Here is a 26,216-nt window from a genome sequence, read left to right on the forward strand (position 1 = left end):
ATGTGTTGCTGGGAGTTGTGCAAACACTGCTAAGTAACGCAGATCGCTATCCAGATCCGCCTTACTTGGTGAGGGTTGAAGACAAGGGGGCGATTGTAGCAGCAGCAATCCGCACACCTCCTCACAAACTATTGCTGTCTAAAGCCAAAAATCTGGAAGCCTTGACTTTAATCGCGCAAGATTTACATCAAGAACCGTTACCTGGAGTCATTGGGCTGGTTCCTGATGTCAAAACATTTTTGCAGGTATGGCAACAAATAACAGGACAAGCTTGGCGACTGTCGATCGTTGATAAAATACATCAACTTAGGGAAGTACAACCAGTTGCTACTATTCCTGGCTATTTAAGATTGGCAACCGAACGAGATCGCACATTGTTGATTGAGTGGCTTCCTGCCTTTATTGCTGAAATTGGGGAGGTGATGGGTACCGATCTCGATCGAGTAGTAGATCATCGATTAAAGACCCAGAGTACCTATATTTGGGAAGATGATACTATTCCAGTTTCACTGGCGGCAGGCAGGCAACGTTCGCAAAATGTTGGTCTGATTGGTTCGGTCTATACGCCACCAGCACATCGTCGCAAAGGCTATGCTACTGCTTGTGTCGCAGCGTTAAGCCAAAAGCTACTTGATGAGGGATGCGATCGCTGTTTCTTATTGACAGATACAGCAAACCCGACCTCTAATCATATTTATCAACAGATCGGCTATGTTCCAGTCTGCGATTGGTATGAATATGCGTTCATCCCCCAGGATCTTGCATGATAATTAGAAAGTGTTTCTTACTGACGTAAATTTTAGCTAATATTGTTATGGCGATTAGAAAAGATACATTGTGGGAGCAATTTCTCTCGCCTGTGATTCGGGGTTTGTTGGATAAAGAGCAGATGATCGTAGTGCGCGATCGCATCGACTGGCAAGGTACAATCGATCGCTATCAACCAGCCGCATTTGTCTATCCTGAGTATTATCACACTCAAAACTATCACGGGATTGAAGGTGGATACTTGACACAGACAGCAGCGATTACCTACGATCCGATTACACAATATGTATTGCCACCCTATGAGCCGTGGGTGCGCCAAAGCGCGATCGCCGAAATTCGCTCCCAACCGCAACGAATTCTCGATCTAGGCTGTGGTACTGGGGCGATGACGCTCCCACTCAAGCAAGCCTTTCCAGGTGCCGTAGTGACGGGTTTGGACTTGTCTCCGTACATGTTGGCAGTTGCTGAAGATCGAGCCAAACTAGCTGGTGTGGAGATCGATTGGCAACACGGCACAGCGACAGATTTATCTCAATTTGAGGCAGGAAGTTTCGATCTGATTACGGCGGCACTGTTGTTTCATGAAACACCCCCAGCGACAGCCCAAACCATTCTCGCTCAGAGCTATCGATTACTCGCTCCTGGCGGACAAATCGTCATTCTCGATGGCAATCAAACCACGCTCCGCAGTCTGGATTGGTTGAACAATATCTTTGAGGAACCATATATCCAAGCATACGCCGCAGGTAATCTCGATGCCTGGTTGGGGAGAGCTGGCTTTGATGAAGTCCGCACTAAAGATGTATTTTGGCTCAATCAAGTCACTCGTGGGGTTAAGAGATAGGCGGTAGGTTGGGTTGAGCAAGGCGTTGGCGTAGCCCCTCGGAACGAGACAACCCAACACTCACAAATTATTGCTGAGGTTGTTGGGTTTCACATTCGTTCAACCCAACCTACAGATGGTTATCAAATTCACTATTAACCATTCACCATTCACCATTCACCATTCACCAATTAAGTGTGGTTTTAAAAGCGGTTCTATTTAGTTTTAATGGAGTAATTATCAAGGATGAATCGATTCATCGGGAGCTAATTGATGAATTATTGTTAGCTGAGAACTTACCATCACAAGGTAAAGCACGGAAGTTATCTGTGGGGAGGAGCGATCGAGCATGTCTAAAGGAGCTATTGGAACTACGTGGACGATATGTGACTGATGAATATTTAGATAAACTGATATCCAAAAAAGCGATCGCCTATCGTCAAAGAGTGGAGCAACTAGAAGTATTGCCGATTTATCCTGACATAATTGGGTTCATCGAGCAAATGTATAATGATGGCTACAAATTGGTGGTTGTAACTGAATCAAGCCGATCGGAAGTAGAATTGGTATTGAAGCAAGCGCGGATCGGACTATACTTTGATGCGATCGTCGCTGGGGATGATATCAGTCAGCCAATACCAGATCCAGCCGGATATTTACTGGCGATCGAAAGGTTAACCAAACTTTATCCAGATCTAAACTTATCAGCATCAGAATGTCTGGCGATCGAGGATACTTTTGCCGGACTGCAAGCTGCAAAAGCGGCTAATATTCAAGCAGTCGCGATCGCGCATACTTACCCGTTTCACATGTTGCAACGGCAGGCAAATTGGACGATCGATACCTTTGCCGATTTAGAACTCGATCGAGTGAAAGCATATTTTGGATCTAACTAATGCCCAGCATGAATCTGCCTGAGACGGCTAAATTACCCCCGATCGAAAAAATGACCTTTAGCACCAAACTTGCCTACGGTGCAGGTGATGTTGGGGGTGCAGTCATCGGGATCTTACTCTTGTCTTATCTCTCACCCTTTTTTACAGATGTCGCCCATCTCGCGCCTGGATTGGCAGGCGCGACGCAACTGATAGTTAGGGTATGGGACGCTTGTATCGATCCATTTATTGGGATTTGGAGCGATCGCGGCGACATCTTTGGAGCCAAAATCAAGGCAAAATGGGGCAGACGCTACCCCTGGATGCTATTCTCAGCGATTCCATTCGGGATGTTATTTGTCTGTCAATGGCTGATTCCGTTTCCCGAGAGCAACCAGTGGGGGATGTTCTGGTTTTACACCTTGGTATCGATGCTGCTGGGGACATTTTTTACGACGTATAGTCTCCCCTATACTGCTTTGACTGCCGAACTGACTGAAGATTATAACGAACGCACGAGTTTGAATAGCTTTCGATTTACGTTCTCGCTGGGAGGTAGTATCGTTGCCTTACTGATTGCCAGAACTGTATTTCAGCAAGTCAACGATCCCGCCCAGCAATATCTGACGATCGGGATTATCTGTGCGATTATTTCAGTGCTGCCGATTTTTTACTGCGTGTGGGGTACTCAAGCCCGCGCCAAGCTAGTCAATCAATACCAATCCGCCAGAATTGAACGCACCGATCCCTCACCGCTGATGGAGCAATTGCGATCGGTATTTACCAATCGCGCCTTTATGTGCGTCGTTGGTATTTATCTGTGCTCTTGGTTTAGCCTCCAACTTACCGCCGCCATTATTCCCTACTTTGCTGTCAGTTGCCTGGGCTTACCAACAGCAGATTCACCCCTGATTATCCTCGCGGTGCAAGGTACCGCCCTGGTGATGTTGTCTGTCTGGAATAAAATCTCCCAAAGAGTCGGTAAAAAAGCAGTTTACTTCATGGGAAGTGGCTTCTGGGCGATCGCCCAAGCGGGTTTATTTCTGCTCCAACCAGGTCAAAATGTGCAGTTATATGCTTTAGCCATTTTGGCGGGACTGGGGGTGTCTACGGCGTATTTGGTGCCGTGGTCGATGTTGCCAGATGTCATCGAGCTAGACGAACTCGAAACTGGACAACGCCGCGAGGGACTGTTTTATAGTTTCATGGCATTTCTCCAAAAAATCTGTTTGGGTGTCGCCGTAGCGGTAGTTTTACAAAGTTTGGAATGGACTGGATATCGGCATCCTACCGACCTGATTCCCACTCCAGATCAGCCACCAGCCGTACTGCTAGCAATCCGACTCGCGATCGGTCCGATCCCCACCATCTCCCTACTTGCTGGCTTAGTTTTTGCTTATTTTTACCCGATTACCCGCGAACTTCACCAACAAATTCTACTCCAATTGGCCGAACGTCGTCGAGAATCATAGGCTTGACTCCCAATACGGTTCGGTTAAGTCCATTTTCTTAGATATTGTCAGTCCGCGAAGGCGGACTTTGCATCACTAGCGGCGGTTTCAACCGCTACCTAACTAGCTAACCGAACCGTATTGGCTTGACTCCGATCTGCGATCGATGAGTCACTCATCCACCATCCACCATCCACCATCCACCATGAATGCAAATTACTTATAGTCCCGCATATACGATCGTCCCTACTTATGAGTGCTTCAATCGGTGTACTTACTGCAACTTTCGGGTCGATCCTGGAACAGATAGCTGGATGACAATCGATCGAGCTACCCAAATTCTCACCGATCTTCAAGGTACGGGGATCTGTGAGATTTTGATTCTCAGTGGTGAAGTTCATCCCCACTCTGCACGCCGACAAGCTTGGATCGATCGCATCTATGAGCTATGTAATTTAGCTCTCGAATTTGGCTTTTTACCACATACTAATGCTGGCCCTTTGAGCTTCATCGAAATGGAGCGATTGGCAAAAGTAAATGTCTCGATGGGATTGATGTTGGAATCTCTAGACCCCATCTTATTGCAAGGCGTTCATCGTCATGCACCGAGTAAAATACCTGCAATCAGGCTCGCACAACTGGAATGGGCGGGTCGATTACAGATTCCCTTTACCACCGGATTATTATTAGGGATTGGTGAATCCGATAGAGATTGGGAAATTAGCTTACAAGCGATCGCCGATCTTCACGATCGCTGGGGACATATTCAAGAAGTAATCTTACAACCATATAGTCCTGGCCGTCAGGAAAGTTTTGCCGGATTGGGTTTTGATATTACCAAACTACCTACAGTCATCGAGTTAGCTAAAAGCATCTTACCTGCCCAGATTACAATTCAAATTCCCCCCAATTTAATTCCCACTTCAGACTTATTACTCGCATGTTTGACGGCAGGAGCCAGAGATTTGGGTGGGATCGTACCCAAAGATGAAGTCAATCCTGACTATCATCATTTACAACTATCAGAATTAACAACAATTCTAGCTCAGGCTGGTTGGGATTTACAGCCGAGGTTGCCTGTTTATCCAGATTATCAGCATTATCTACCGGATAATTTAAGTCGAAGATTGTAAGTATATCTTTAGATGTGGCGGATGGTGAATGGTGAATGGTGAGATCTGTAGGTTGGGTAGCGGATGCGCGATCCTCGGCTCTGCCGAGGGTTTAGCGCACCAAGCAGAGCAACGCGTTGGCGTAGCCTCTCCGCCAGGAGACAACCCAACACGTCCCAATACGGTTCGGTTAGCTAGTTAGGTAGCGGTTGAAACCGCCGCTAGTGACGCAAAGTCCGCCTTCGCGGACTGACAATATCTAAGAAAATGGACTTAACCGAACCGTATTGCAACACGTCCGACTAGGGCCTGTCTACAGTCAGATGCCGTGTCCCGAGCGGTGATAATAATTGACTTTGGCGAGAATATCCGCCCAGCCGATGCCTGATAACGTTGGTAAGACCAAATGTGCCTGCGCCAATCGTTCGTAGGGACCCACGCCCAGTACCCACATCCCCGCCGCCAACCCAGCAGCGACACCTGCGGGAGCATCTTCGACGACCAAGCACTGATGGGGCGAGACTTGCAAGAGATCGGCAGCATGAAGAAAGACATCAGGAGCGGGCTTGAGGTGGGGGACACTATGACCGTCAGCTATACAATTGAAAAAGTGGCGGATGCCGAGTCGTTGCAAGACCATTTCAGCATTTTTACTCGAAGATCCCAGCGCAAGTTTGATGCCAGCAAAATGTAGTTCTACCAATAAATTATCAATTCCTGGCAATAGGTGTACTCGATTGAGTTCGTTAATTAGTGCGAGATAGTAATCATTTTTGCGGTTTAATAATAGTTGTTGCTGGATGTGGGTGAGCTGACGATCGCCTAACAGATAATGGAGTGCATCTTCGCGATTTAGTCCTAGCATTCCCCGATCGTGAATCTGTTTGTTAAAGGGAATGCCCTCTTCATCGGCGAGTTGTTGCCATGAAAGGTAATGAAAGTAGACTGTGTTGGTAATTACGCCATCAAGGTCAAAGATGACTGCTATGATGTGTGGATCGCGCTCCAGTATATTCATCGTTATGTGATGTCGATCGACTATTCTAGATCGTAATTTAAGGTCGGATCGCCTACTCTAATTATGCTCACATCTGGCACTAAGTCCTGGAAATAATTGCCAATTGTGCTTCTACATAACCCACTCAGAGACATGTGGGACAGATTAGTCGCAAATCTTGTCAAAAGTTAAAGATCGATCGCGACCCCCAGTAGAGTTGGAATCATGTTTTAGAATGGATTGGATAGTTAAGTTGGCAGTTGAGAGTTGCCGCTCGTGCTTGCGAAGTCTTTAGACTCAGGCAAGTCAGACAGTCGCCAGTTGATAAGTGAGACGGTACAAATATTGGCGACGAGAGCATCATCGTCAAACATAGATGGTGGAGAGTGACCGCCCTACATGACTATTCCTATTCCCTATCCCATCTCCTATTATGAGCTTACGCGACCAATTCAATAAACTCACAGGCAAAACCCAATTTGTCGTATCGAGAATTTTTTTACATCTAGGCGGCGAAGAAGTCTCCCCCCTACTAGGCATCTTAAACCAAGCTGCCAGACAAGCGATCGAAGCTGATGGCGACCTCACCATCGTCGGTGAAGGATTGGTCGAGATCTGTCAGAACTTATTGCAATACGATACCTACTGGCGATCGGCAGCCAATGAAGGTGATGTATTCTGGGACGAGGGCGGCGCGGGTGACTATGCCAACGAATTATTCACGGATTCAGCTGCGCGGTATTTGAGCGAACCAGATTTCAACGAACCTAACAATCCCAACGCCCAGCTCACTCTACCCCCCACCCGCAATCTCATTCTGATGCTCACTGTAGCATTGGAAGGTGAAGAGCCGACGATCGAGGCAGATCTATCGAATATGTCAGCGATGAAGATTGCCTTAAAATCACTAATTAATCTGCATTATCAAAACCGCTTACGAGCAATTTACGTTCACTTTTCACCAGCCCGATTTGGTGATGAATTGACCGACGACCAAGTACTGCAAAACTTTCCCGAGCTGATTCCGTTGTAAAGACTCAAATCTACCTACTACTACCGAGCGAGTTTGGCAACTTCCAAAATCTCTCGCTCGGTAATAACTGTGCGTACAGTATTACTGATGTTAATGATAGATGCGGTTACCCAGATCGAAACCATCGGTTGACTCGGTACTTTGGCGATCGAATTATCCGTTAAAGTTATATTAAAAGGTGGCGATCGAGGATTGTTTTGAGATAATTCGCTGTGGCGGATCTTCCTGTAAAGCAACACATCTAGCGGAGACTGGCGGCTGAAATTGTGGATGGCAAATAGACCTGATAATTAGTTAACATAAGAAAATACAACAGTCATGAAATCAGCCTATATGTTACGTCGATTAGTGATAATTTTTATGGCTTTGACCTTATCGGTTACTTCTGTCGCCTGTGGTGGCAATGAGAATCGATCGCCGGGACAAGATCGACAGACCAACACTTCGACCCAAAATCCCGCTGTCAGTAACAATACCAACCAAAAGCCGATCGCTGCTGGCAAGTATCCCGTTCAGCAAGCCACCTACAATGATGCCAACGGTGAATATACCCTCATGCTGTTGAATACACCTGCTGGTACGCCACCTGTGTACCGCACCACCAATCTTCAGATGGCAAGATTGACTGATGAAGAGGTCAAAGCTAGTGAAAAGGCTTATTTCAAGTCTGAAAATGGGCAAAGTTCCCTGCATGTGCCAGAGGACTTCAAAATCGAGTACGTCCACAACGTCACCCAAGCTCAAACCAATCCCCAAACCGGACAGCAAGAGACTGTAGTCGTCAAGCGAGAATCTAGCTTCTGGACGCCGTTTGCTGGCTCTGTCGCTGGCTCACTTGCCGGACAAGCGATCGGCAGTATGCTATTCAGACCACAGTACTATGTACCCCCAGTATACAGTTCGGGTGGATTGCGCGGTTATGGTGGCTACGGCACCAACTACGGTCAAGCTGTCCAAGGTTACCAAACGCGCTACAATACTGCCCCACCAGCAGTAGTCAATCGGACGACGCTGCGGACGACTGGAAGATTGAATAACAACAATAACTTCAATAACAATTTCAACCGGAATACTACCAATCGATCGATCGAGCGCAATCGTGCCACTGGTTCGGGATTTGGCAGTAGCACCCTCCGTCAATCCGATCGACGCTCTACATATACTCGTCCTTCAGGCGGCTCCAGCCGGAGTTTTGGCAGTGGTGGTCGCAGCCGTTCTGGTTCGGGATTTGGTAGCCGCCGTCGCTAAGGTGGATAGGTTTTAGGTATTAGGCTTTAGGCTTTAGGTTTTAAAACGTCTAAATTCCCTAACGTCTAAAGCCTAAATCCCCTAACCCCTAAAGCCTAAAACCTATAGTATTCTGGTAACTGACCGTCGTACCCAAAATTTAATTATGGCACTCAAGAAAGGAGATGCAGTTCGAGCGATCGCAAGTACGCTTGCCAATAGTCTCGAAGCAAAAGCTAGCGATGCTAGGTTCCCCAAATATTTATTTAATACCAAGGGTGAAGTGCTAGATCTGCGCGGTGATTATGCGCTAGTGAAATTCGGGCAAGTTCCGACCCCAAACATCTGGCTGCGTCTCGATCAGCTCGAAGGATTTGGCACCTAATCATCTAGCTATAGCAATAGCCAAGACAGTTAAGACACTCTGCCTTTTAGTCTGCGGAGGCAGACTTTGCACCATGAGCGACGACGGGAAGTCGTTGTCATGTCCTCAGCACTGTGGCGGTTGCGATACTTAGCACTCAATATTTGATGTGGTGGTAATTGCGAGATGTTATGAGAATGATGTCACTAGTGGCATCACTCCATAACTCGATCGCGCTATGCAGCTAGTGTGGACTAGTTTTTATCGCGGAGGAGTTCGTTGATTTGTTTGAGCGCGGCGGGGAAAATATTGAAAACTGCCCAACCAGCCGCTGCCGCCAGAGGTGCAAGCACGATCAAAAGCCGAAAGTCGAAGTCCATAATTAGTTCCTTGATGAGCAGTAAAAGATGTGCCGCGCGATCGAATATCGCTTATTTACTCTAGCAGAATTAGGCGGTGGTATTAGTCGGATCTTCAAACTCCGATCGCCACTTGCACCCGATCGATTTGGGATCCGGCGGTGTTGGTGTCAATCGACACTAACACCGCTAATAAAGAGGATTACAACGGTTGGTTGACGGCAATCGTCCCCTTGCCAAGCAGTAAGCCCACACTAGCACCAGGACAGATGTGAGTGAGTGAACGGGCGGGAAAATGTGCCCAGATCGCATCAACACTGCGTAGTTGGCGGTGCCAGTGAAAAGTTTTGGCAGTCCGCAGCGGCACCGCCTCCCCCAGTCCGTTGGGCAATAGATGTCTACCTGTAAATAACACACCGCCCGCGCCAGCATAATAGATACAAGCCGAGCCAGGTGAGTGCCCAGGTGTCCAAATTGCATGTATGCTATCGTTAATGTCTAAACTGTGCTGGAAAGTAGTAACTTTAAGCTCTGGAAGTAAGTATGCTTCTTGTTCTTGAATAATAACTTCACAACCGCATTCAGTCGCGATCGCAGTGGTTTGTCCGATGCCGCCACGGTGAGTAATTATCAGCCACTTAACGCCGAGGCGATCGCGCAAGAACTGGCGATTGACATCATTCCAAGCTGGGCTATCGATTAAAATATTCCCGATCGGAGTTAAGATCGCATAAGCAGTACCGCCCAAAGTATCGCGGTTGGGTGCAAATGCAAAAATTCCTGGCAAAATCTCTGCGGGCAGCTTGCTAGCAGGGAATTTAGTTGAAAGTGAGGGAGTAGGCAAATCTGAAAGCGGCATGACAGCGCGAACCGAGCGAGAATTTATATTTTAGCAATTTCCAAGATCGATAAGTACCTCGATGAATGTCAGCTCGGGCGAGTAGTGCGCGCAACACATCGATGGTGATAATTAGTTTCAGTTCGATCGATTACTCATAATTTTATTCATGTGGTTGTCTTTACTATTCATCTTAATTTTATCGGGAATTCTGACGTATATTATTTTACGCCAGACAGTGAGTCAGATGACCGCAGCTCCACTGTGGATGCTGTGGGCGATCCTGATGACACCACCGCTCGTCACAGGCGCGGCAGTCACTTGGAGTAAACAAGTACCACCGCTACCGATCGCGATGGGCATCTGCGCGATTTGCTGGCTGCTATACTGGCGACTGCTGGGGTGGCGGCGATCGTCACCGCGCATGGATACTCTGCCTGCTGGCGATCCGACTCAGATCCCAGAGATCGCCCTCTTACCATCAGATCAGGCGATCGTCGAGACGCCAGTCCTGAGACCGATCGAAGCCGCAGAAGAGGCAATGCTCAGAACTTGTTTTGCGTGGAATGTGTTTTTTTTGGACAAGATTGAGTATCGTCCGCAAGCGGTATTGTGTCGCGGTAAGCTACGGACTGATGCCGACAATGCCTATGCGACGATCGTCCAAAATGTTGAAGAATTATTCGGCGATCGCTTCTTTATTTTATTTCAATATAGTTTATCGACGGGCAAGCCCTTTTTCGCACTGGTACCGCGTCCCCAGCAGACCTTGATTACGCGATCGCGTCGCTGGCTCGATTATGCTGTGGTGGGGATGTTGTTTGTACTGACGCTCGTGCCGACTACTTACTTTGGCGCGGCGTTGGCGCGGTTGCCCAAGGGCAGTATTAGCGATATTCTCACGGCGGGATTACCTTATGCTGTGAGTATTATTTTTATCTTAGGACTCCGTGATTTCGGACGCTACTTTGTTGCCAAGTTTTACAAAATTGATACGACGTTACCCTATTTTATCCCCCTACCATTTTTCCCAGGTACTTATGGCTGTCTGGTTCAAATTCGATCGCCCATTCCCAACCGGAAAGCAGTATTCGATCTGGGGTTTGTCGCTTCAACTCTAGGGTTGGTAGTTTCGATTCCGCTCTTGTTTTGGGGACTAGCGCAATCAGAAACAGTGCCATTAGATCTGAGAGCTACACTGTTTAGTTTTCATGCTTTCGATCCGCGCTTTTCGCTGCTAATGACATTATTGAGCAAGTTAGCATTGGGGAGTGCATTTGTCGCCCAACGCGCGATCGATCTGGACAATGTAGCGATCGCGGCTTATATCAGTCTGCTGATTATCACCATCAATTTGATGCCATTGCGGCGACTAGATGGCGGTTATATCGTCCATGCGATGTTCGGTCAAAAACCGAGTGCGATCGTCAGTCAGTTGAGTAAAATCGTCTTGGTTATCCTCGGTTTTATCCGCTATCGCGCTTCAGAATTTGGTAATACCGATTTGCTATTTTTGGCGATCGTGGTGTCATTGATTCCCGCAATCGATGAACCCGCACTCAATGATGTGTCCGAACTCAATACTTGGCGCGATGTCCTTGGCGTGATCATTTTGGGAATTTTAATCCTGATTTTGATGCCAGTACCGCCGATCTTGATGCAGTTATTAGATATTTAAATCAGTCAAATAAGCTACATTCATCACTCGCTAATTATTTGTCATGGTTTCTTGACAATAACTAAACCCGAAATGGCGTAACATCGTTAAACCCGATAAATTGAGGGCGATCCCCCCTTGACGGATCGGGGCAAATTTTTGTTAGATGGGATCGTACACCACAACTAAAGATCGCTAATACCGCAGGATTTCCCAATCCAGCAGTTAGTAACTTTAGTCAACGGTCGTATCTTTGAGAAATCGCAATCTAGTAGATCCTAGAAATTCGCTCGATCGCGCCAGCTCCAGTTAGCAACTGCATCGACTGGCGCACAGTAGTAGATTTTCTGAACATGACAACAAGTGTAATCCAAGTTTGCGAAATTTAGAGCTACACCTTAATTCGGAGATTCGGATCGTGACCAAAGACAACGCATTAGAAGAAATGACGCTCAGACAACTACGCCGAGTGGCGAGTGTTTGTGGAGTGTCACGCTACAGCAGGATGCGGAAATCCCAGCTCCTGGAAGAGATTCAAAAAATTCAGAACAATTCTACCCATAGTCCATCTACCGAACTGGAGGCACAATTAACAGTGGAAGCAGGCAAATTTGAACTCGGAATCGATGTCGATCTTACTGCTGCGGCACTAGCAGATGTAGATGAAGGATTGGGTGATTTGCCTAGTGGCTATGGAGACAGTCGGATTGTCTTGCTGGCGCGCGATCCACAATGGGCTTATGCTTATTGGGACATTCCGATCGAGCACAAAAATGAACTGCGCCACCACGGCGGACAACAATTGGCACTGCGGATTTATGATGTTACGGATATCAATTTAGAACATCAAAGTCCGCACAGTATCCAAGAATATCCGATCGATGAAATGGCGCAGGAGTGGTACCTGCCGATCCCAGTGAGCGATCGCACTTACACGATCGATATCGGTTATCGTTGTGGTGATGGTCGCTGGTTGGTATTGGCGCGATCGGCATCTGTCGGGATTCCACCTGTTTATCCCTCGGATTGGATCGAAGATATCTTCATCACCGTACCGTGGGAAGAAGAATTGATCGAAAAAACTTTTGTCGAACTCATACCGCCTAGCCATAAGCAGGGAACAGGAGCTGATAGTACTGGGACTGGTACTGGTGCGGCGGGGATGACGGAGATGGCTGGTGGCAATACCGAACAAAATGCGATCTACGAGCGGATCTTTGGCATGACAGAATCGATCGAATCCCTGCGGATTTCTGGATCGCTCTATGGTTCGATGCAGCAGTCACCCTTGGAGTCGGTAAGTTCGTTTGTGTTCCCGTCAGGGATGGGGATGTGGGCGCAACCGACCAATTTTGGGAATATGTCTGGCGTGGGGATGTCTGGCGTCGGAATGTCGGGAATGGGGATGGAAATGGGCGATCGTCAGCGGCAATTCTGGCTGATTGCTGATGCCGAATTGATCGTTTACGGTGCTACCGAACCCGATGCAGCAGTATCGATCGGCGGACGCCAAATCAAGCTCAATCCCGATGGTACGTTCCGCTTCCAGATGTCCTTCCAGGATGGGAATATCGACTACCCGATCGTCGCTGTTGCCAAAGATGGCGAACAACAACGCTCGGTACACATGACGTTCGATCGCTCGACGCCTTCGCGGAATACTAACACCAAGGAAGAAGCCATCGCTGAATGGTTCTAGCGAAAATAGCATCAGCAATCGGTAATCCTGACTATTTAGTCAGTAGTTTAAATTATCCCCATCAACCGCGTGGTTGATGGGGATAATTTGTTAGGATCGAATCACAGAGCTGACGATCTCCAGTCTCATCCCTATCCTACATTCCCCAGACAATGACTAATGTGACAAAATCTCGCGACCGCCAACAAAAATCGTCAGTCATGCCAGATAATGATTGGCGACTATTATTGAGGTTACTACCTTATGCTCGTCGCAATGGTAAATTATTTTTCATCTCATTTGGATTATTAATCCCCCTCGCGATTTCCAATGCGATCCAACCATTGATTATCGGTCAGGCGATTTCCAAAATTAGAAATGAAAAAACCTGGGATTTTGTCAGCAATCTACCAATGTTGGATGGCTTGAACTTACTGACTTTGCTCCTGATGGCTACAGTCATCATTAGATTGGTATTGACCGCAATTCAAGGTTATACCGCTCAACGCATCGGTCAACAAATCACCGCTGATATTCGCAATGATTTATTCGATCGCGTGACGTCATTAGCCGTGAGATTTTTCGATCGGACGCCTGTGGGAAAGTTGATTACCCGCTTGACCAGTGATGTTGAGGCGTTGGGAGATGTCTTTACCAATGGGGCAATTGGGATTATCAGCGATCTGCTGTCGATCTTTGTGATGATTTATTATATGTTCATGTTGCAGTGGCAAATTGCCACGATGCTACTGCTGATGATGATTCCAGTGGCGGCATTGGTCATCTACTTTCAGCATGAATATCGCAAAGCCAATTATCGGGGGCGAGAAGAGTTATCGCTGCTCAACTCGATGGTACAAGAAAACGTCGTCGGCATCGATGTCGTGCAATTGTTTCGGCGTGAAAAATACAACGCCGAACTATTTCGGACAATCCGCGATCGCTATATCAAAGAAATCGATAAAACCAACTTTCATGACTCAGCCGTATCCGCAACCTTAGAATGGATCTCGCTCGTGGCGATCGCTGGCGTCCTCTGGCTAGGTGGCTTGATGGTACTCGATCGCACGCTGGAGATTGGGACATTATCAGCATTTATTTTGTATGCTCAAAGACTGTTCGATCCACTGCGACAATTTGCCGAGAAGTTCACCGCAATTCAAGCTGGATTTACGGCAGTCGAACGGATTAACGATATTCTCAATGAACCGATCGAAATTAAAGATATCGATGATGCTCAGAGCTTGCATCTAACTCATATCGATAGTGCCGCTCAGGGGGAAATTCGGTTCGAGCACGTCTGGTTTGCCTACAATGACGATGACTACGTGATTCGCGATCTGGACTTCACCATCAAACCGGGCGAAAAGATCGCCTTAGTCGGCCCAACGGGCGCGGGCAAAAGCTCGATCGTCCGCTTGCTGTGCCGTCTCTACGAGCCGACAAAGGGTCGTATCCTCGTTGACGGCGTAGATATCAAAAAAATCACTCAAGCCGAACTCCGCCGCTATTTGGGCGTAATCCTGCAAGACGGCTTTTTGTTTGCGGGGGATGTCCGCATGAATATCACCCTCGGTGAATCCTACACCGAAGCGGAAATTCTAGCAGCAGCGCGATCGACAAATATCGATCGATTTATCACCCAACTCCCCCAAGGTTACGATACCAAACTCCGCGAACGCGGTTCCAATCTCTCCGCCGGACAAAAACAGTTAATCGCCTTCGCCCGATCGATTATCCGCAATCCCCGCATCTTGGTACTCGACGAAGCCACCGCCAGCCTCGATGTCGGCACGGAAGTACTAGTACAAGATGCTCTCAATCGCCTGATTATCGATCGTACCGCCATTATCATCGCCCACCGTCTCTCCACCATCCGCAACGTCGATCGGATCTTTGTCCTCAAACAAGGCACCCTGATCGAATCCGGTTCTCATGAAGTACTGCTAGCGCAAGGCGGCTTGTACGCCAGCTTGTATCAGCTTCAGATGCTCGGAACATAGGTGTAGCGTCAATTCACGAGCGAAACCACAGCAGTCCGATCGCTCAACAATCGACTCACAAATTTATCTCAGCTAAAGGATTGACAAAAGCAGCGCGATCGAGTATTCTTTGTTTAGTGTGAGGAGCGAATCAAGAAGAAGACCGAGACGAAACACGGCCAGTCGTCGGTCTTCTTTTTGGTTTTATATTTAGTTACTGAGAATTTTGAGATAGTCTGAGATGGTGCGTTACGCTACTCGCTAACACACCCTACAATCTAGAACTCGATCGCTCAGGCATTGAGAATGAATTTGTCGATCGCCACAGCAACACCATCCGCCTCGATATCTGGCGCGACCCAATCCCCAAACGATCGCACATCAGCAGGCGCATTGCCCATCGCAACGCCGATGCCAGCGTATGCAAGCATTTCGACATCATTATAGTTATCCCCGATCGCGAGGACATTGGCGGCGGTGATGCCAAGTTCGCGCACCAGATAATCAATCGCGGTACCTTTATTCACGCCAGCTTGAGTAGTTTCCAAGAAGATCGGTACGGAAGTAGTGACGTGGAGCTGCTCTGGCGAGTAGCGGTGACGCAATTCGGTGAGTAGAGATTGGATCAGGGCGAGATCTGAAGACATCGCGAGGATTTTGGTGGGGCAATCAGTCAAGACTGTCCGCAGATCTGGAGTAGGAATCACTTCGACGCCACTGCGTCCGATATATAATTCAGTATCGGGATTGACTTCGCGGACATACAGCCGATCGTCGCGATAGACATGAATGGATAATTTGTCTAACAAATAGGACTGCTCGAAATAATCGAGCAATTCGGTCGCAATCGCGATCGGTACGGGAAGATGTTGATGAATTGTGCCCGTCGCGGGATCTTGAATCCAGGCACCTTGATAAGCGATCAGTGGCAGATCGGCACCGATTTCATGGTGAAATCGTAGTGCCGACTGATACATTCTCCCCGTGGCAATGCCAACGCGGACGCCTTGAGCTTGGGCAGCAGCGATCGCGTGTTTGACTCGGGGACTCACTTGGTTGGAGTTGCCCGCGATCGTCCCATCGATATCGACAATCAGGAGTTTGATAGGGGCGGTGCTAGCTGATGACATGGTTGTATGGGTATGGATCTCAAGCCACGTATCAGCCTAGCATATTGTCAGATCGGCGCGGACGGGCGATCGGCAATAATCAACGGTAAGGTGAGTTGGTAGCCCCGCCGCTCGATCGTCACTTCGATATTGCCACCATGTGAAGCTGCGAGGCTATGACTGAGCGATAAGCCCAGACCGATCCGCAGTTGCCCTAGCTGTGTTTCGGTAGTGTGGCTGGGCGTGGTGGTGGCGATCGCTAGTGAGAGCGGTGGTGCGATATTTGGATCTAGCTCCAGCTCAGTGATGATGGCGTGAGGATCGTTGGTGGCGATCTGAATTTGCAATCCATCGGCGCGATCGGTGAGTCGGATCGAGATCTCAGACTCCATAGTACTGGCATGAATCAAGCTCAGACAGAGATAGTAGACGATTTGGCGCACCTTATCTTTGTCCAATAACCACATCCGGCTCGTCATGGCTGGCGCAGTAGCATCACCGAGATTGAGGACGATCTGCTGTTGTTTTTTGTGGGCGAGTGGCTCCAAGCTTTGAATGGCTAGTTGACAGAGCATTTCTAGATCTACTGACTTGAGCATCAGGTGGTGCTGCTGAAAATCACAGCCGCCTAATTGAGAGATTTCATCGACGATCGTCACTAGTTGACAGCCGCTGTGGTGGATAATGCCGAGATAATCCTTTTGTTTGCTACTCAAGGGGCCATAAATTTCCTGCTGCAAGACACTCGCCATCCCGAGGACGGCGGTAAGTGGGGTGCGGAGTTCTTGGGCGAGGTGAGTTAGTAGTTTGAACTGGATTGCAGTTTGGACTTGCGGATAGGCGACGCTAGGATAGGTCGGTATGGGCAGCATATCAGCGGGAGAACTTGCACTGGGTAGCTCGGGGGGTAGCTGTGCGGCTGGATGGCTGTGCTCGGCAGCGGCAGCAAGATCGTCAAATCCAGCGATCGCTCGCTCCTGGAGATCGCCGAGCCAGCGCGTGAGTTGGGCTTGACTCAATAATTTGCGCTCGAATTCACTGGCAACTAGACGGCTGACTAGTTGGAGTAAGTCAATATCGCGATCGCTAAAGTGGCGCGGTTTGAAGTCTAAAATCGCGATCGTCCCCAAGCGATCGCCAGCAGCAGTGATAATGGGTACGCCTAAATATGCCTGTATCCTATACGTTTGACACAGCGACGACTGAGCTAGTTGGGGATGTTGGCGGCAATTGGTGACACTATAAAAATTGCTGTTCGTGGAGATCGTGCGATCGTGACAGTATTCCAAGCCACCTAATTCTAAGCGTAAGTTGGCGTTGGGCGGCAGATGGCACTGCTCCAAACCAGAAATTGACCCAATTTGATAGCCCGCTCCGGCAATCGTCGTGAGGATGGCGACAGGTGTGTCTGTGAGCCGGATCGCTTGGGCGGTGGCTTCACTAAATATCGGCATGGCTGGCGATGGTTCGCTGCTCAATTCAGTCATGAGTGATGAGGAGGGGGGCGATGTAGACTTAGCTACGTGGCTATTGGGGCTAATATCTAGATCTTGAGCTGAATTGAGCATGGGACAAGTGCCCGCAGTGGGATAACTAAATGAGTGAGGATCGTCGAGTCGATAAGATGTGTCTATACCTAAAATTCCCACACAAGTAGGCTAGAGCAACATTTTGGAACTAGAGAGTTGAGAACAGTTGACAGTTGACAGTTGACAGTTGACAGTTGACAGCGATTTGCCCAGAGGCATTTGTACTAGGGCAGCAAAGGTGCGTGGCAGCTCTGAACGCCTGCTTTTGAAAACTTACGGAATTACCCTGCGTATTGATGTAGTAGGTAGCAAGATTACCCTTAGTAAAAAATTATGAACGCCTCATCCTGCTCGATTGGTTTATTATCATTGGCAACATTAGCTGCCCTGGTTGCGCTGCCAGTACCCCACGTTAGTGCTCAATGTGTCATGAGTGATATCAATTTCCAGTCGTCAATTAATGGTTCTGGAAAGCCTACCAATCGCACTAATGATGTCAAGCAAGGTTCGACAGGCGGTTGCGTGGGCAACAGCGTCAACACTACCAATGTCCAATCGCAAACAGGCGGTACCGATCGGGCTACGCAACGTCGTCAAAGTACCCAACAAATCAATGGTAGCAACAATAGTCCGACCGGAGTCAATCTCGATCCTGTCAAAATCAAGACCAATGTCCAAGTCGATGTGGACAACCCAGCCGATCGGTTGCGTCGCTAATTTCCCCCTCAATCACACTCAAAGAGTCGGAGTAATTGGTTAATTACTCCGACTCTTTATAAATACGTACCCGGTCGCACCTCGTTCATCAGTAACTAGGCGCAATGGTTGGTTGATTACCTCCGGTACGCTCTGCGAACGAGTAGATTTCTGGGGGTAAAGCCTCACTGCCCGCATTGCCAACCATTCACCATCCACTATCCACTCACTACCCCAGATATTTAATTTAATACTAGGAAAAAAGTACCTATCTAAACGATTTGGTAGAGCGATAATCCATACAGTCGATCGCTTCTTCTTTCAATGCTTTGGAGGGATGGACGGTACACTTGAGATTGTATTCACCTGTAAAAAAGACACAGCGATCGCATGGGATTTGATGCAGTTTCTGGAGGTGTTTCCAATCTTGTTTGAGCGTCTTCCAAGCAAAACGAGTATAACTAAACAAACTCAGTGCTAACCCCACCATAAAAGCGAGTCTGAAGATAATTGGTACAAACTGAGTTAGCAACTGGAGCGACATAGTAAGTTTAGAAATCGAAATTTAGAAATTTAGTAAGAGTGCGCGGATATCGGTTGGAGTTCGACAGCACCGAGCGAGTGTGGTTGGTCTAGGCTCGACCCATACAGCTCGACATATCGCTTGAATAGCTGCATCGTATCGCGATTGGAGCCTTTTGTCGATTTGACCCGACGGTGCAGATTGCCGTTGGCTAGTTTGTGCAGGTATGGTAAATCTTCAAACAGCGTGACACAAGCGGCACAGTGCAAGAACATTTGCATAATTGGCTTGGGAAAAACCAAATCGCTATAAATATCAATAAATAGTTTGTGAGCGGTGTTTCCTAATGGTAATACATTGAAAATAATATTAATCTTGCGACCCTTATAGATCGGAATGCTCAGTTCGATCGTGTAAGGAGTATGTAGGGTCAACTCTACTTCCACCACAGGCTGTCTCCACATTCTCAAGATATTTAGGGGCTTGTTGAGACTGGTTTTGAATTTCACACTCCCACCGATCTTGGTGGCTTCAAGTTGACTGACGCTGCCAACTTTGAGACCATTGAGACTCAAGCCATGCACTTGTTCTAAGTGCTTGAGATTGAGCAAATGATAAATCTGACATAGATACGGAATGGGGAGAATGTATTCCTGGCTGATCTTGTGATATTCCTGGATCTGAGACATTCTGGCTGCTGTGCGACGGAGATAGTCACTATGCGGCGGCGTTACTGAAGAGAGTTGATAATACTTGAGAGTACTCATGCTCTTGACATTCAAACTTTCGATCTCGAGATTGGTAGTTGTCATCTGTCAGGCTCCTGGGTGAGGCTTAACTCGATCGGGATCGAGCTAGATTGGGAAAGTTACTCAATGTCACTGCCAGTTGCTGTCAATTTGAGCGAGCATTTTGTACTGATGAGTGCCAAGGTGGAATCGGCTGGAAAATGTGGAGATGTTGCTGTCGTGACAACGGTCAAAATATCTAGAATATAGAGCAAGTTGCGATCGCAGCTTGCTCTAGATTTAGATTGAGTTAAAATGAGACCAAGCAATCGATCGGTGGCGAGGTCGCACCAACGACCGTACAGATCGGCTTGACTGTACACAGTAATGTACTTTTGCCTATGGCATGTTGACGGTGGTATTGGTGATGGTGTGCATAATGTTGTAGAAGTGCAAGACACCTTGACCTGAGAGATATTCGGTCAACAGGGCAGCTACAAATCCGAGCATTGCAAAGCGACCATTCCAGATTTCGGCTTGAGGGGTAAAGCCCCAACGCCATGCGTTACGTTCGTTGTTGACAGCGGGAACTACTTTTGTGGAAGAACTTGCCATGATGAGGACTCCAAGGTTGTGGTGATAATAACGAGATGGATAGTCACAGGTAAAGCTGGCATTCCATTTGAAATGTTGGAAGCATCTTTATTGCGTTTCATTTCTCTATCTTTACAAATCTTATCAGTCGTCACTGGCTAGGGATATCTGTCAAATGGATGAGTTATTAACTTAATGTGGTAGCCAATAGATACATCGACTAGCAAGCGGGTGGATTAAGAACTGCTAGCGACTGAAGTCACCGCCAGTGATACAAAGTCCGCCGACGCGGACTAACTAGTTTTTAGATTAACCGAGCAGTATTGGGGCAGCTCCAAAGGCTGCTTGAAGAAGCTTTTGGAGCGAGAATCGAGCGTTAGAGATTGGTAGTAGCTCTCTTAGGAGTGATGAATGGGTAGCAGTACTGTGAAGAGGCTGCCTTGGGTGGGTTTAGAGGTGACAGTGATAGTGCCAGAATGGGCGGTGACGATCCGCGCGACGAGGTGCAGTCCCAAGCCGCTACCTGCTTGTCTGTGGGTACCCGTCCGAAACCGCTCGAAGATTGTCGTTTGGTCTTCGGCAGACATACCTAGTCCGGTGTCTTGGACATCGATCGACGCCCAGCCATTCATCGCCACTGCTTCATCAACGGCGGCGGGACAGAAACCGAGCTGGAGTTCGACTTTGCCCGTATCAGTGAATTTGAGGGCGTTACCGACGAGATTGGCGATCGCACGGCGAATTTCTTGGCAGTCACCGAGGACTTTGAGTGACTCAGGATCGGGAAGATCGGTGATGACGTGCAGATCGATCGCTTTGTAGCGAGCGAGGGGTTGGAGTTCTTCGGTAACTGCGTGCATGATGTCCCACATATCGCATTTGGTCAGGGTGAGGGCTTTATTGCCTGACTCGTAGCGGGTGACTTCGAGGAGGGTATTGACTAGCTCTAGGAGGTTTTGGTTGCTGCGATCCATCGCACCGAGGGCTTCGTGCATGTCAGCAGAGAGCGGGCAAAAGGCTTCCTGTGCAAACAGCTTGAACATGATATTCGCGGCAACTAGCGGGGTGCGGAGATCGTGAGTGAGGTGGGCGATGAAGTCTTCGCGTTGGAGGTTTTGGATTTCGATTTGGGCGCGTTGTTGTTCGAGATCGTGGTTTTGTTGGCGGAGTAGCTCGTTATTTGCCTGGAGTTGTTTGCTGGTTTCGATCGCGGCGCGTTCGGCGCGATCGATCCGGATGGCATTGCGGAGGATTTGGGCGAGGTTTTCGGGGGAGATCTGGGATTTGGGGAGGTAATCGGTAGCCCCTGCTTGCATCAATTCGACGGCGAGGCGTTCGTCACCCTGTCCGGTGAGGACGACGAGGGGGTGCTGGATCTCCAGTTGACAGGCGAGTTTGACTAGAGTCAGCCCGTTTTGGTCGGGGAGTCCGTAGTCGAGAAAGGTGCAATCAAAGGTGGTGGTGGCGAGGATGGCAAGTGCTGCGGCGCAGGTGTCAGCTTCGGTGATGGTCAGATCTAGTCCCGATCGCATCAGGGCGCGCCTAATCGCCATGCGATCGACTTCATCATCATCGACGATCAGGATCTGGAGTGTTTCGTCCATTGTTGTAATACTGGTGGTAAGCGGATCGGCAAACGAAGAGAACTTGTGGGTTGCGATTTTTCTAGTGGGGGCAGAAACCGGATCTGGGGGTACTGTCTTGTCTCGCTAAACCCTCTGCAAAGCCGAGGAGCGCGAGCCGCCGACCCCCAGACCCCCCGTTGAGGAGCGGAACGCCGCCCCTCAAACTCCCCTGCGTATGGATGGCTTGTGAGAGGCGTGGTGCGGCGATCGCTTCATCTTAGATTTTGATTAGAATTGCTAAACTAGAATCCAGTCTGTCGCTAGACCCTCGGCAGAGCCTACGTATCGCGAATTGCTGTCTGTCTTGTCGCGCTATACCTGGAGGGAACCTCCAGAGCGCGCGCCGCAACTGTCAACTGTCAACTGTCAACTTTTTAATTATGTCATTTCGCAGTGTGTCCAGTATTTGTTGAGCGTGACCATCAGATCGACAAAGACGCTGAAGGTGACAGGCTTGAGCATGTAGCCAGCGACATTGAAGTCGTAGGCTTGAACGCGGTCGCGTTCTTCATTGGAGGTGGTGAGTACGACGACAGGGATATGTTTGAGTGCTGGATCTGCCCGCAATTCGTGCAAAAATTCTAGCCCATTCATTTTGGGCATATTGAGATCTAGTAGAATCAAGCGGCGTTCGGGCGGAATCAAAGATGGTTGACTCGGGGTATCACGCAGCAATGCTAGAGCCTCTATACCATTGCCTGCTAAAAAAAGCGGGTTGTCAATGTGACCTTTTTTAAAGGCGCGTTGAACGGTCATGATATCTACTTCGTCATCTTCGACTAGTAAAATATTGATTAGCATTAACTTTTCGATCGGGATTGGGAGATTATAGGTGGAAGATCCGACTGAATGATGGGCTGTTTGGGCCAGGTGAACCGGAAGATTGCCCCCCTACCCGCTATTGATTCTAACTGAATTATCCCCCCCTCGGCGGCAACTATTTTCTTGACGATCGCCAGCCCCGCGCCGATATTTTCTTGGACATCGCGAGCTTTGAGGGTCTGAAAAATTGTATAAATTCTAGTTTGGTACTCAGGTTCGATCCCGTCACCATTGTCAGTGATGGCGAATTCGTAGCGATCGCCCAGATCGGTCGCAGATATCTCTACTATACCTACTTTTGTAGGGTGATGGCGAATAGCATTGTCAATGAGGTGGGTGAAAACTTGTTCTAGGGGTTGCCAGCGGGTGGTCATCGTGGGCATTCCCGCCCCGATGGTAACGGTAAAAGTGGCTGGTGGTGCTAGAGCCTGGATGATTTTTTGGAGGAGTTGGGCGACGTTGACGGTGAGGACGGCGGCTGGGGTGCGTCCCGCGCGGGAGTATTCCAGCAGGCTATTGAGTAGTGCCTGCATCCGGTAGACGCGACCGCGTAGCAAGTAGAGCTGCATCCGCGTCTCTTCGGAAATCGCCTCGCCGAGGTCTTCTTCGATCCACTCGGCGAGGCTGGCGATCGCCCGCAAGGGTGCTTTGAGGTCGTGGGAGGTGATATAGGCAAAGCGATCTAGTTCTTCATTACTTTGGAACAGTCGTTCGTTGGTGGTCATCAGGGAGGTATTGAGTGCCGTGAGCTGGGCGGCTTTGGCGGCGAGTGTCGCTGCGGCTTGTTGCCGCTCGGTGATGTCGCGAATGATGGCGATCCGATCGTCATCAAATTCAATACTATTCATCGAGATTTCGATCGGGAACAATGCGCCGTCTTTGCGTTGCCCCATCGCTTGCCAGATTTGACCATTGGGCATTGCTGTCATCTGTAGAGTTGGTTCGTAGAACAGCATCTTCTGAGTATCGTCAGCTTCTTGGTTCAATAGTTTGTGCCAATGGTGACCGATGACTTCATCGGAAGTATATCCAAACATCTCACTGGCGGCGTGATTGAAAGTTTCAATTTTGCCCTGAGCATTGACGATCGTCACTCCATCGACGATGTTGGAGACGATCGCGGCGATCGTACTCCGACTCTCGCGCAGCCGAAATTCTCGCTCTCGTAGCTCTATGGCTAGTTGCCTCAGCAACCGGACAGCAATAGCAGTACCGCTCAAACCGACGACAATCCCCATCCACATGACATCAGCATTGAATGCTTGCTGTTCCTGAAGCGATCGATTCCGCAGATCGAGGATGCGACGTTCCACTGCTTCAAACTCATCTAGCACTGTCCGAAACCGATCCATTTCGCGCTTGCCAGCGAGGATGCGTTGGGTCGTGGTGGCTGGGGGGCTGACTACTCCAGCTTGGACGCGCTCAATAGTTTGTGCCAGTCTACCCATCCGCATATTGGCGATCTGGATCAGTAGTTCGACCCGTTGTGACTGGGGGGGATTGTCAGCGACAAGCTGTTTGAGACTGACCAAGGTCGGATTGAGGGTCGCTCGCGATTGCTGGTAGGGTTCGAGAAAAACTTGTTCTTTGGCGATAAAGTATCCCCGCACAGCAGTCTCGGCATTGAGGATACTAATCAAGCTACTCTGACTTTTTGACAATACTTGGTTGGTGTGGTCTACATACATCTGTGCGGCGAGCATTCTTTGGCGGAAGATGGTGTAAGCAACGACAGTACCAATCAGGCACACTAAAGGGATGCAGATGGCGATCGCGCCCCGCCCCTCGATCGGCATCTGTTTCCAATAGTTACGAACTTTTAGCCACCAAGATTTCATGACATTTTCTACTTGACTCACCACACTCTAATATTTAACGGGATTGTAATTGCACAACCGCACGACCGTCTGAGCTGGTATGCTACTGCCAAATCGCCATCGCACTGCATACTTGTGTCTTCTTGTCAACCAGCTTATTCAAATGAAAGGTCTGCGCTGGAGCCAGTAGTGTATTCATGTGTCAAGCAGATGGGTAAATGTTACTTTAAAACACGTCAGCGGTTCATTCACGATAGATTATAGTCCATTCTGCCCTCTATCCTTTGACTGATGTAGATCCCGACCAGGTAAAGTGAAAAGTGCTGCCCTCGCCCACAGTTGATGATACTCTGACCTGCCCCCCTTCGCTTTCGACGATCTTTTTAACAATTGGCAGTCCCATCCCCGGGCGATGCTCCACGGGAGAGGCTACGCCAACGGTTTTGGTCGCCAGAGTCTTGAAGATCCCAAAGATCGACTCATGATGCTCTGAGGCAATGCCGCAGCCATCATCAGTGACGGCAAATTCATAACTGTCGGGGCGCAGTTGTCCACTAATCTGAATATTGCCATCGACGCGGGTCGGTAGCAATCCGTCCACAGCCTCAGTCGGCGTCGCTCCGAGTGCTGGGTGATGGTGGATCGCATTGCCGATCAGCTGGGAAAATACTTGTGCCAATGACCCGCGTTTGGTCTGGAGGGTGGGCAAATCGACGGCGATGGCGATCGCGAAGTTGGGTGGTGGGGCGAGATCCTCAATGACTTCAGCGACTAGTTCGGCAACTACGACTGTCTCAGTCCGCACCTCGCGGCGACCGATCCGCGAATGTGCCAATAACCCATCGATCATCGCTTGGATGAGGTTGACGCGGTTGCGTAAGAGCTGGAGTTGCTGCTGGTTCTGGGCGGAAACTTGTCCGGTGATGTCTTCTTCGATCCACTGGGAGAGATTGGCGATCGCGCGGAGTGGGGCGTGGAGATCGTGAGCGAGCGTATAGATAACTTGGTCTAATTCCCGTTCGCGGCGATCGAGCAATTCGGTCATTTGGGTGATTGCTAACTGGAGTTGAGTTAGTTCTTGGGCTTGGGTGGTAGTGACTAGCTCAGCGAGCTTGAGATCGGTAATATCAATATGACAGCCCACCCATTGCGCGATCGAGCCATCAGGGTTGAGGACTGGTACTCCCTGGACATCCATCCACCGATATGCGCCGCTATGATGCCGTAATTGATACTGGACTTGGAAAGGAGTGGCTTGCTCGACAGCTACTACCCACGCGTTAACTGTAGCAGCGCGGTCTGCGGGATGCACTGCTTCCAGCCAGCCGTCAGCCTGCATCTGCGCTGTCGTCTGCCCAGTAAAAGCCGCCCAATCGACATGTTCGCCTTGAGCTTCGCCTACTCGATCTGTCGCCCAGACGATCGTTGCGATCCGTTCGAGCAGACAGCGGTGGTGGGTGATATTATCATCACCCAATTTCAGACTATTGACTACAGTTGGATGCCGATATCTCTGTCGATCGATAGAGTCGGTATTAACACTTTGGGTCATTAGATCCCCGCGAGAATAACGTGGTAGTGTAAAAACATTGTACTTAGTAATAGTGGT

Annotated in this window: 25 protein-coding genes; 12 read left to right on the forward strand and 13 right to left on the reverse strand. The window is 48.9% G+C overall.

Annotated features, from left to right (window positions below; genetic code table 11):
- Positions 1-17: 17 nt before the first annotated feature.
- The 5 genes from ACEW9I_RS12620 to cofG all read left to right on the forward strand — a co-directional run bounded on the left by ACEW9I_RS12620 (position 18) and on the right by cofG (position 5,050).
- Positions 18-767, forward strand: coding sequence for a GNAT family N-acetyltransferase (locus ACEW9I_RS12620; RefSeq protein ID WP_373540683.1), 750 nt, complete (start codon positions 18-20; stop codon positions 765-767).
- A 47-nt stretch (positions 768-814) separates the two neighbouring features.
- Positions 815-1,612, forward strand: a complete 798-nt coding sequence (locus ACEW9I_RS12625; RefSeq protein ID WP_373540684.1) for a class I SAM-dependent methyltransferase — start codon at positions 815-817, stop codon at positions 1,610-1,612.
- A 176-nt stretch (positions 1,613-1,788) separates the two neighbouring features.
- A complete protein-coding gene (locus tag ACEW9I_RS12630) occupies positions 1,789-2,487 on the forward strand; it encodes an HAD family hydrolase (protein WP_373540685.1) in 699 nt (232 codons plus the stop codon).
- Between the two features lie 8 nt (positions 2,488-2,495).
- Positions 2,496-3,938, forward strand: a complete 1,443-nt coding sequence (locus tag ACEW9I_RS12635) for an MFS transporter (protein WP_373540751.1) — start codon at positions 2,496-2,498, stop codon at positions 3,936-3,938.
- Between the two features lie 188 nt (positions 3,939-4,126).
- The gene (cofG, locus tag ACEW9I_RS12640) at positions 4,127-5,050 is read left to right on the forward strand and encodes a 7,8-didemethyl-8-hydroxy-5-deazariboflavin synthase subunit CofG (RefSeq protein ID WP_373540686.1); all 924 of its coding nucleotides are present in this window, start codon (positions 4,127-4,129) and stop codon (positions 5,048-5,050) included.
- 298 nt (positions 5,051-5,348) lie between these two features.
- Here cofG and pgmB read toward each other — a convergent pair whose 3' ends face one another.
- Positions 5,349-6,047, reverse strand: a complete 699-nt coding sequence (gene pgmB / locus ACEW9I_RS12645; RefSeq protein ID WP_373540687.1) for a beta-phosphoglucomutase — start codon at positions 6,045-6,047, stop codon at positions 5,349-5,351.
- A 412-nt stretch (positions 6,048-6,459) separates the two neighbouring features.
- On the opposite strand from pgmB, the gene ACEW9I_RS12650 reads away from it, so the two are divergent.
- The 3 genes from ACEW9I_RS12650 to ACEW9I_RS12660 all read left to right on the forward strand — a co-directional run bounded on the left by ACEW9I_RS12650 (position 6,460) and on the right by ACEW9I_RS12660 (position 8,671).
- Positions 6,460-7,059: a DUF1517 domain-containing protein gene (locus ACEW9I_RS12650; protein WP_373540688.1), complete on the forward strand. Its 600-nt coding sequence runs from the start codon at positions 6,460-6,462 to the stop codon at positions 7,057-7,059.
- Between the two features lie 333 nt (positions 7,060-7,392).
- Positions 7,393-8,307, forward strand: a complete 915-nt coding sequence (locus tag ACEW9I_RS12655; protein ID WP_373540689.1) for a hypothetical protein — start codon at positions 7,393-7,395, stop codon at positions 8,305-8,307.
- A 145-nt stretch (positions 8,308-8,452) separates the two neighbouring features.
- A complete protein-coding gene (locus tag ACEW9I_RS12660; protein WP_373540690.1) occupies positions 8,453-8,671 on the forward strand; it encodes an NAD(P)H-quinone oxidoreductase subunit O in 219 nt (72 codons plus the stop codon).
- A gap of 233 nt (positions 8,672-8,904) precedes the next feature.
- On the opposite strand, the gene ACEW9I_RS12665 is transcribed toward ACEW9I_RS12660, so the two are convergent.
- A complete protein-coding gene (locus tag ACEW9I_RS12665) occupies positions 8,905-9,030 on the reverse strand; it encodes a photosystem II protein Y (protein WP_373540691.1) in 126 nt (41 codons plus the stop codon).
- Positions 9,031-9,211: 181 nt separating this feature from the next.
- Positions 9,212-9,868, reverse strand: coding sequence for an MBL fold metallo-hydrolase (locus tag ACEW9I_RS12670; protein ID WP_373540692.1), 657 nt, complete (start codon positions 9,866-9,868; stop codon positions 9,212-9,214).
- Positions 9,869-10,016: 148 nt separating this feature from the next.
- Here ACEW9I_RS12670 and ACEW9I_RS12675 point away from each other — a divergent pair, with 148 nt between their 5' ends.
- From ACEW9I_RS12675 to ACEW9I_RS12685, 3 genes are all read left to right on the forward strand, one after another.
- Positions 10,017-11,525, forward strand: coding sequence for a site-2 protease family protein (locus ACEW9I_RS12675; RefSeq protein ID WP_373540693.1), 1,509 nt, complete (start codon positions 10,017-10,019; stop codon positions 11,523-11,525).
- A gap of 424 nt (positions 11,526-11,949) precedes the next feature.
- On the forward strand, positions 11,950-13,203 hold the full coding sequence (locus ACEW9I_RS12680) for a DUF4912 domain-containing protein (protein ID WP_373540752.1): 1,254 nt from the start codon (positions 11,950-11,952) through the stop codon (positions 13,201-13,203).
- 152 nt (positions 13,204-13,355) lie between these two features.
- Positions 13,356-15,185: an ABC transporter ATP-binding protein gene (locus tag ACEW9I_RS12685; protein WP_373540694.1), complete on the forward strand. Its 1,830-nt coding sequence runs from the start codon at positions 13,356-13,358 to the stop codon at positions 15,183-15,185.
- Positions 15,186-15,457: 272 nt separating this feature from the next.
- Here the strand turns inward: ACEW9I_RS12685 and ACEW9I_RS12690 are convergent, their stop codons facing one another.
- Together ACEW9I_RS12690 and ACEW9I_RS12695 are read right to left on the reverse strand one after the other, a co-directional pair.
- Positions 15,458-16,294 (reverse strand): Cof-type HAD-IIB family hydrolase, encoded by an 837-nt coding sequence (locus ACEW9I_RS12690; protein ID WP_373540695.1) that lies wholly within the window; start codon positions 16,292-16,294, stop codon positions 15,458-15,460.
- Between the two features lie 47 nt (positions 16,295-16,341).
- The gene (locus tag ACEW9I_RS12695) at positions 16,342-17,841 is read right to left on the reverse strand and encodes a histidine kinase dimerization/phospho-acceptor domain-containing protein (protein WP_373540696.1); all 1,500 of its coding nucleotides are present in this window, start codon (positions 17,839-17,841) and stop codon (positions 16,342-16,344) included.
- A gap of 294 nt (positions 17,842-18,135) precedes the next feature.
- On the opposite strand from ACEW9I_RS12695, the gene ACEW9I_RS12700 reads away from it, so the two are divergent.
- Positions 18,136-18,519 carry a hypothetical protein gene (locus ACEW9I_RS12700; RefSeq protein WP_373540697.1) on the forward strand — a complete coding sequence of 128 codons (384 nt, stop codon included), beginning with the start codon at positions 18,136-18,138 and terminating at the stop codon, positions 18,517-18,519.
- 247 nt (positions 18,520-18,766) lie between these two features.
- Here ACEW9I_RS12700 and ACEW9I_RS12705 read toward each other — a convergent pair whose 3' ends face one another.
- The 8 genes from ACEW9I_RS12705 to ACEW9I_RS12740 all read right to left on the reverse strand — a co-directional run bounded on the left by ACEW9I_RS12705 (position 18,767) and on the right by ACEW9I_RS12740 (position 26,159).
- Positions 18,767-19,042: a hypothetical protein gene (locus ACEW9I_RS12705; RefSeq protein ID WP_373540698.1), complete on the reverse strand. Its 276-nt coding sequence runs from the start codon at positions 19,040-19,042 to the stop codon at positions 18,767-18,769.
- 29 nt (positions 19,043-19,071) lie between these two features.
- Entirely contained in the window at positions 19,072-19,833 is a 762-nt protein-coding gene (locus ACEW9I_RS12710) for a hypothetical protein (RefSeq protein ID WP_373540699.1), read from the reverse strand.
- Between the two features lie 56 nt (positions 19,834-19,889).
- Complete coding sequence (locus ACEW9I_RS12715; RefSeq protein ID WP_373540700.1) at positions 19,890-20,132, reverse strand: hypothetical protein; 243 nt, start codon at positions 20,130-20,132, stop codon at positions 19,890-19,892.
- 16 nt (positions 20,133-20,148) lie between these two features.
- Entirely contained in the window at positions 20,149-20,364 is a 216-nt protein-coding gene (locus ACEW9I_RS12720; RefSeq protein WP_373540701.1) for a chlorophyll a/b-binding protein, read from the reverse strand.
- Between the two features lie 377 nt (positions 20,365-20,741).
- Positions 20,742-21,947 carry an ATP-binding protein gene (locus tag ACEW9I_RS12725; RefSeq protein ID WP_373540702.1) on the reverse strand — a complete coding sequence of 402 codons (1,206 nt, stop codon included), beginning with the start codon at positions 21,945-21,947 and terminating at the stop codon, positions 20,742-20,744.
- A gap of 399 nt (positions 21,948-22,346) precedes the next feature.
- On the reverse strand, positions 22,347-22,769 hold the full coding sequence (locus ACEW9I_RS12730; RefSeq protein ID WP_373540703.1) for a response regulator: 423 nt from the start codon (positions 22,767-22,769) through the stop codon (positions 22,347-22,349).
- Positions 22,769-24,649 carry a CHASE3 domain-containing protein gene (locus ACEW9I_RS12735; RefSeq protein ID WP_373540704.1) on the reverse strand — a complete coding sequence of 627 codons (1,881 nt, stop codon included), beginning with the start codon at positions 24,647-24,649 and terminating at the stop codon, positions 22,769-22,771. The genes ACEW9I_RS12730 and ACEW9I_RS12735 overlap by 1 nt, the downstream gene beginning before the upstream one ends.
- A 235-nt stretch (positions 24,650-24,884) precedes the next feature.
- Positions 24,885-26,159 (reverse strand): ATP-binding protein, encoded by a 1,275-nt coding sequence (locus ACEW9I_RS12740; protein ID WP_373540705.1) that lies wholly within the window; start codon positions 26,157-26,159, stop codon positions 24,885-24,887.
- Positions 26,160-26,216: the final 57 nt, after the last annotated feature.

This window comes from Chamaesiphon sp., assembly GCF_041738855.1.
In the GTDB taxonomy this organism is placed as follows: domain Bacteria; phylum Cyanobacteriota; class Cyanobacteriia; order Cyanobacteriales; family Chamaesiphonaceae; genus Chamaesiphon.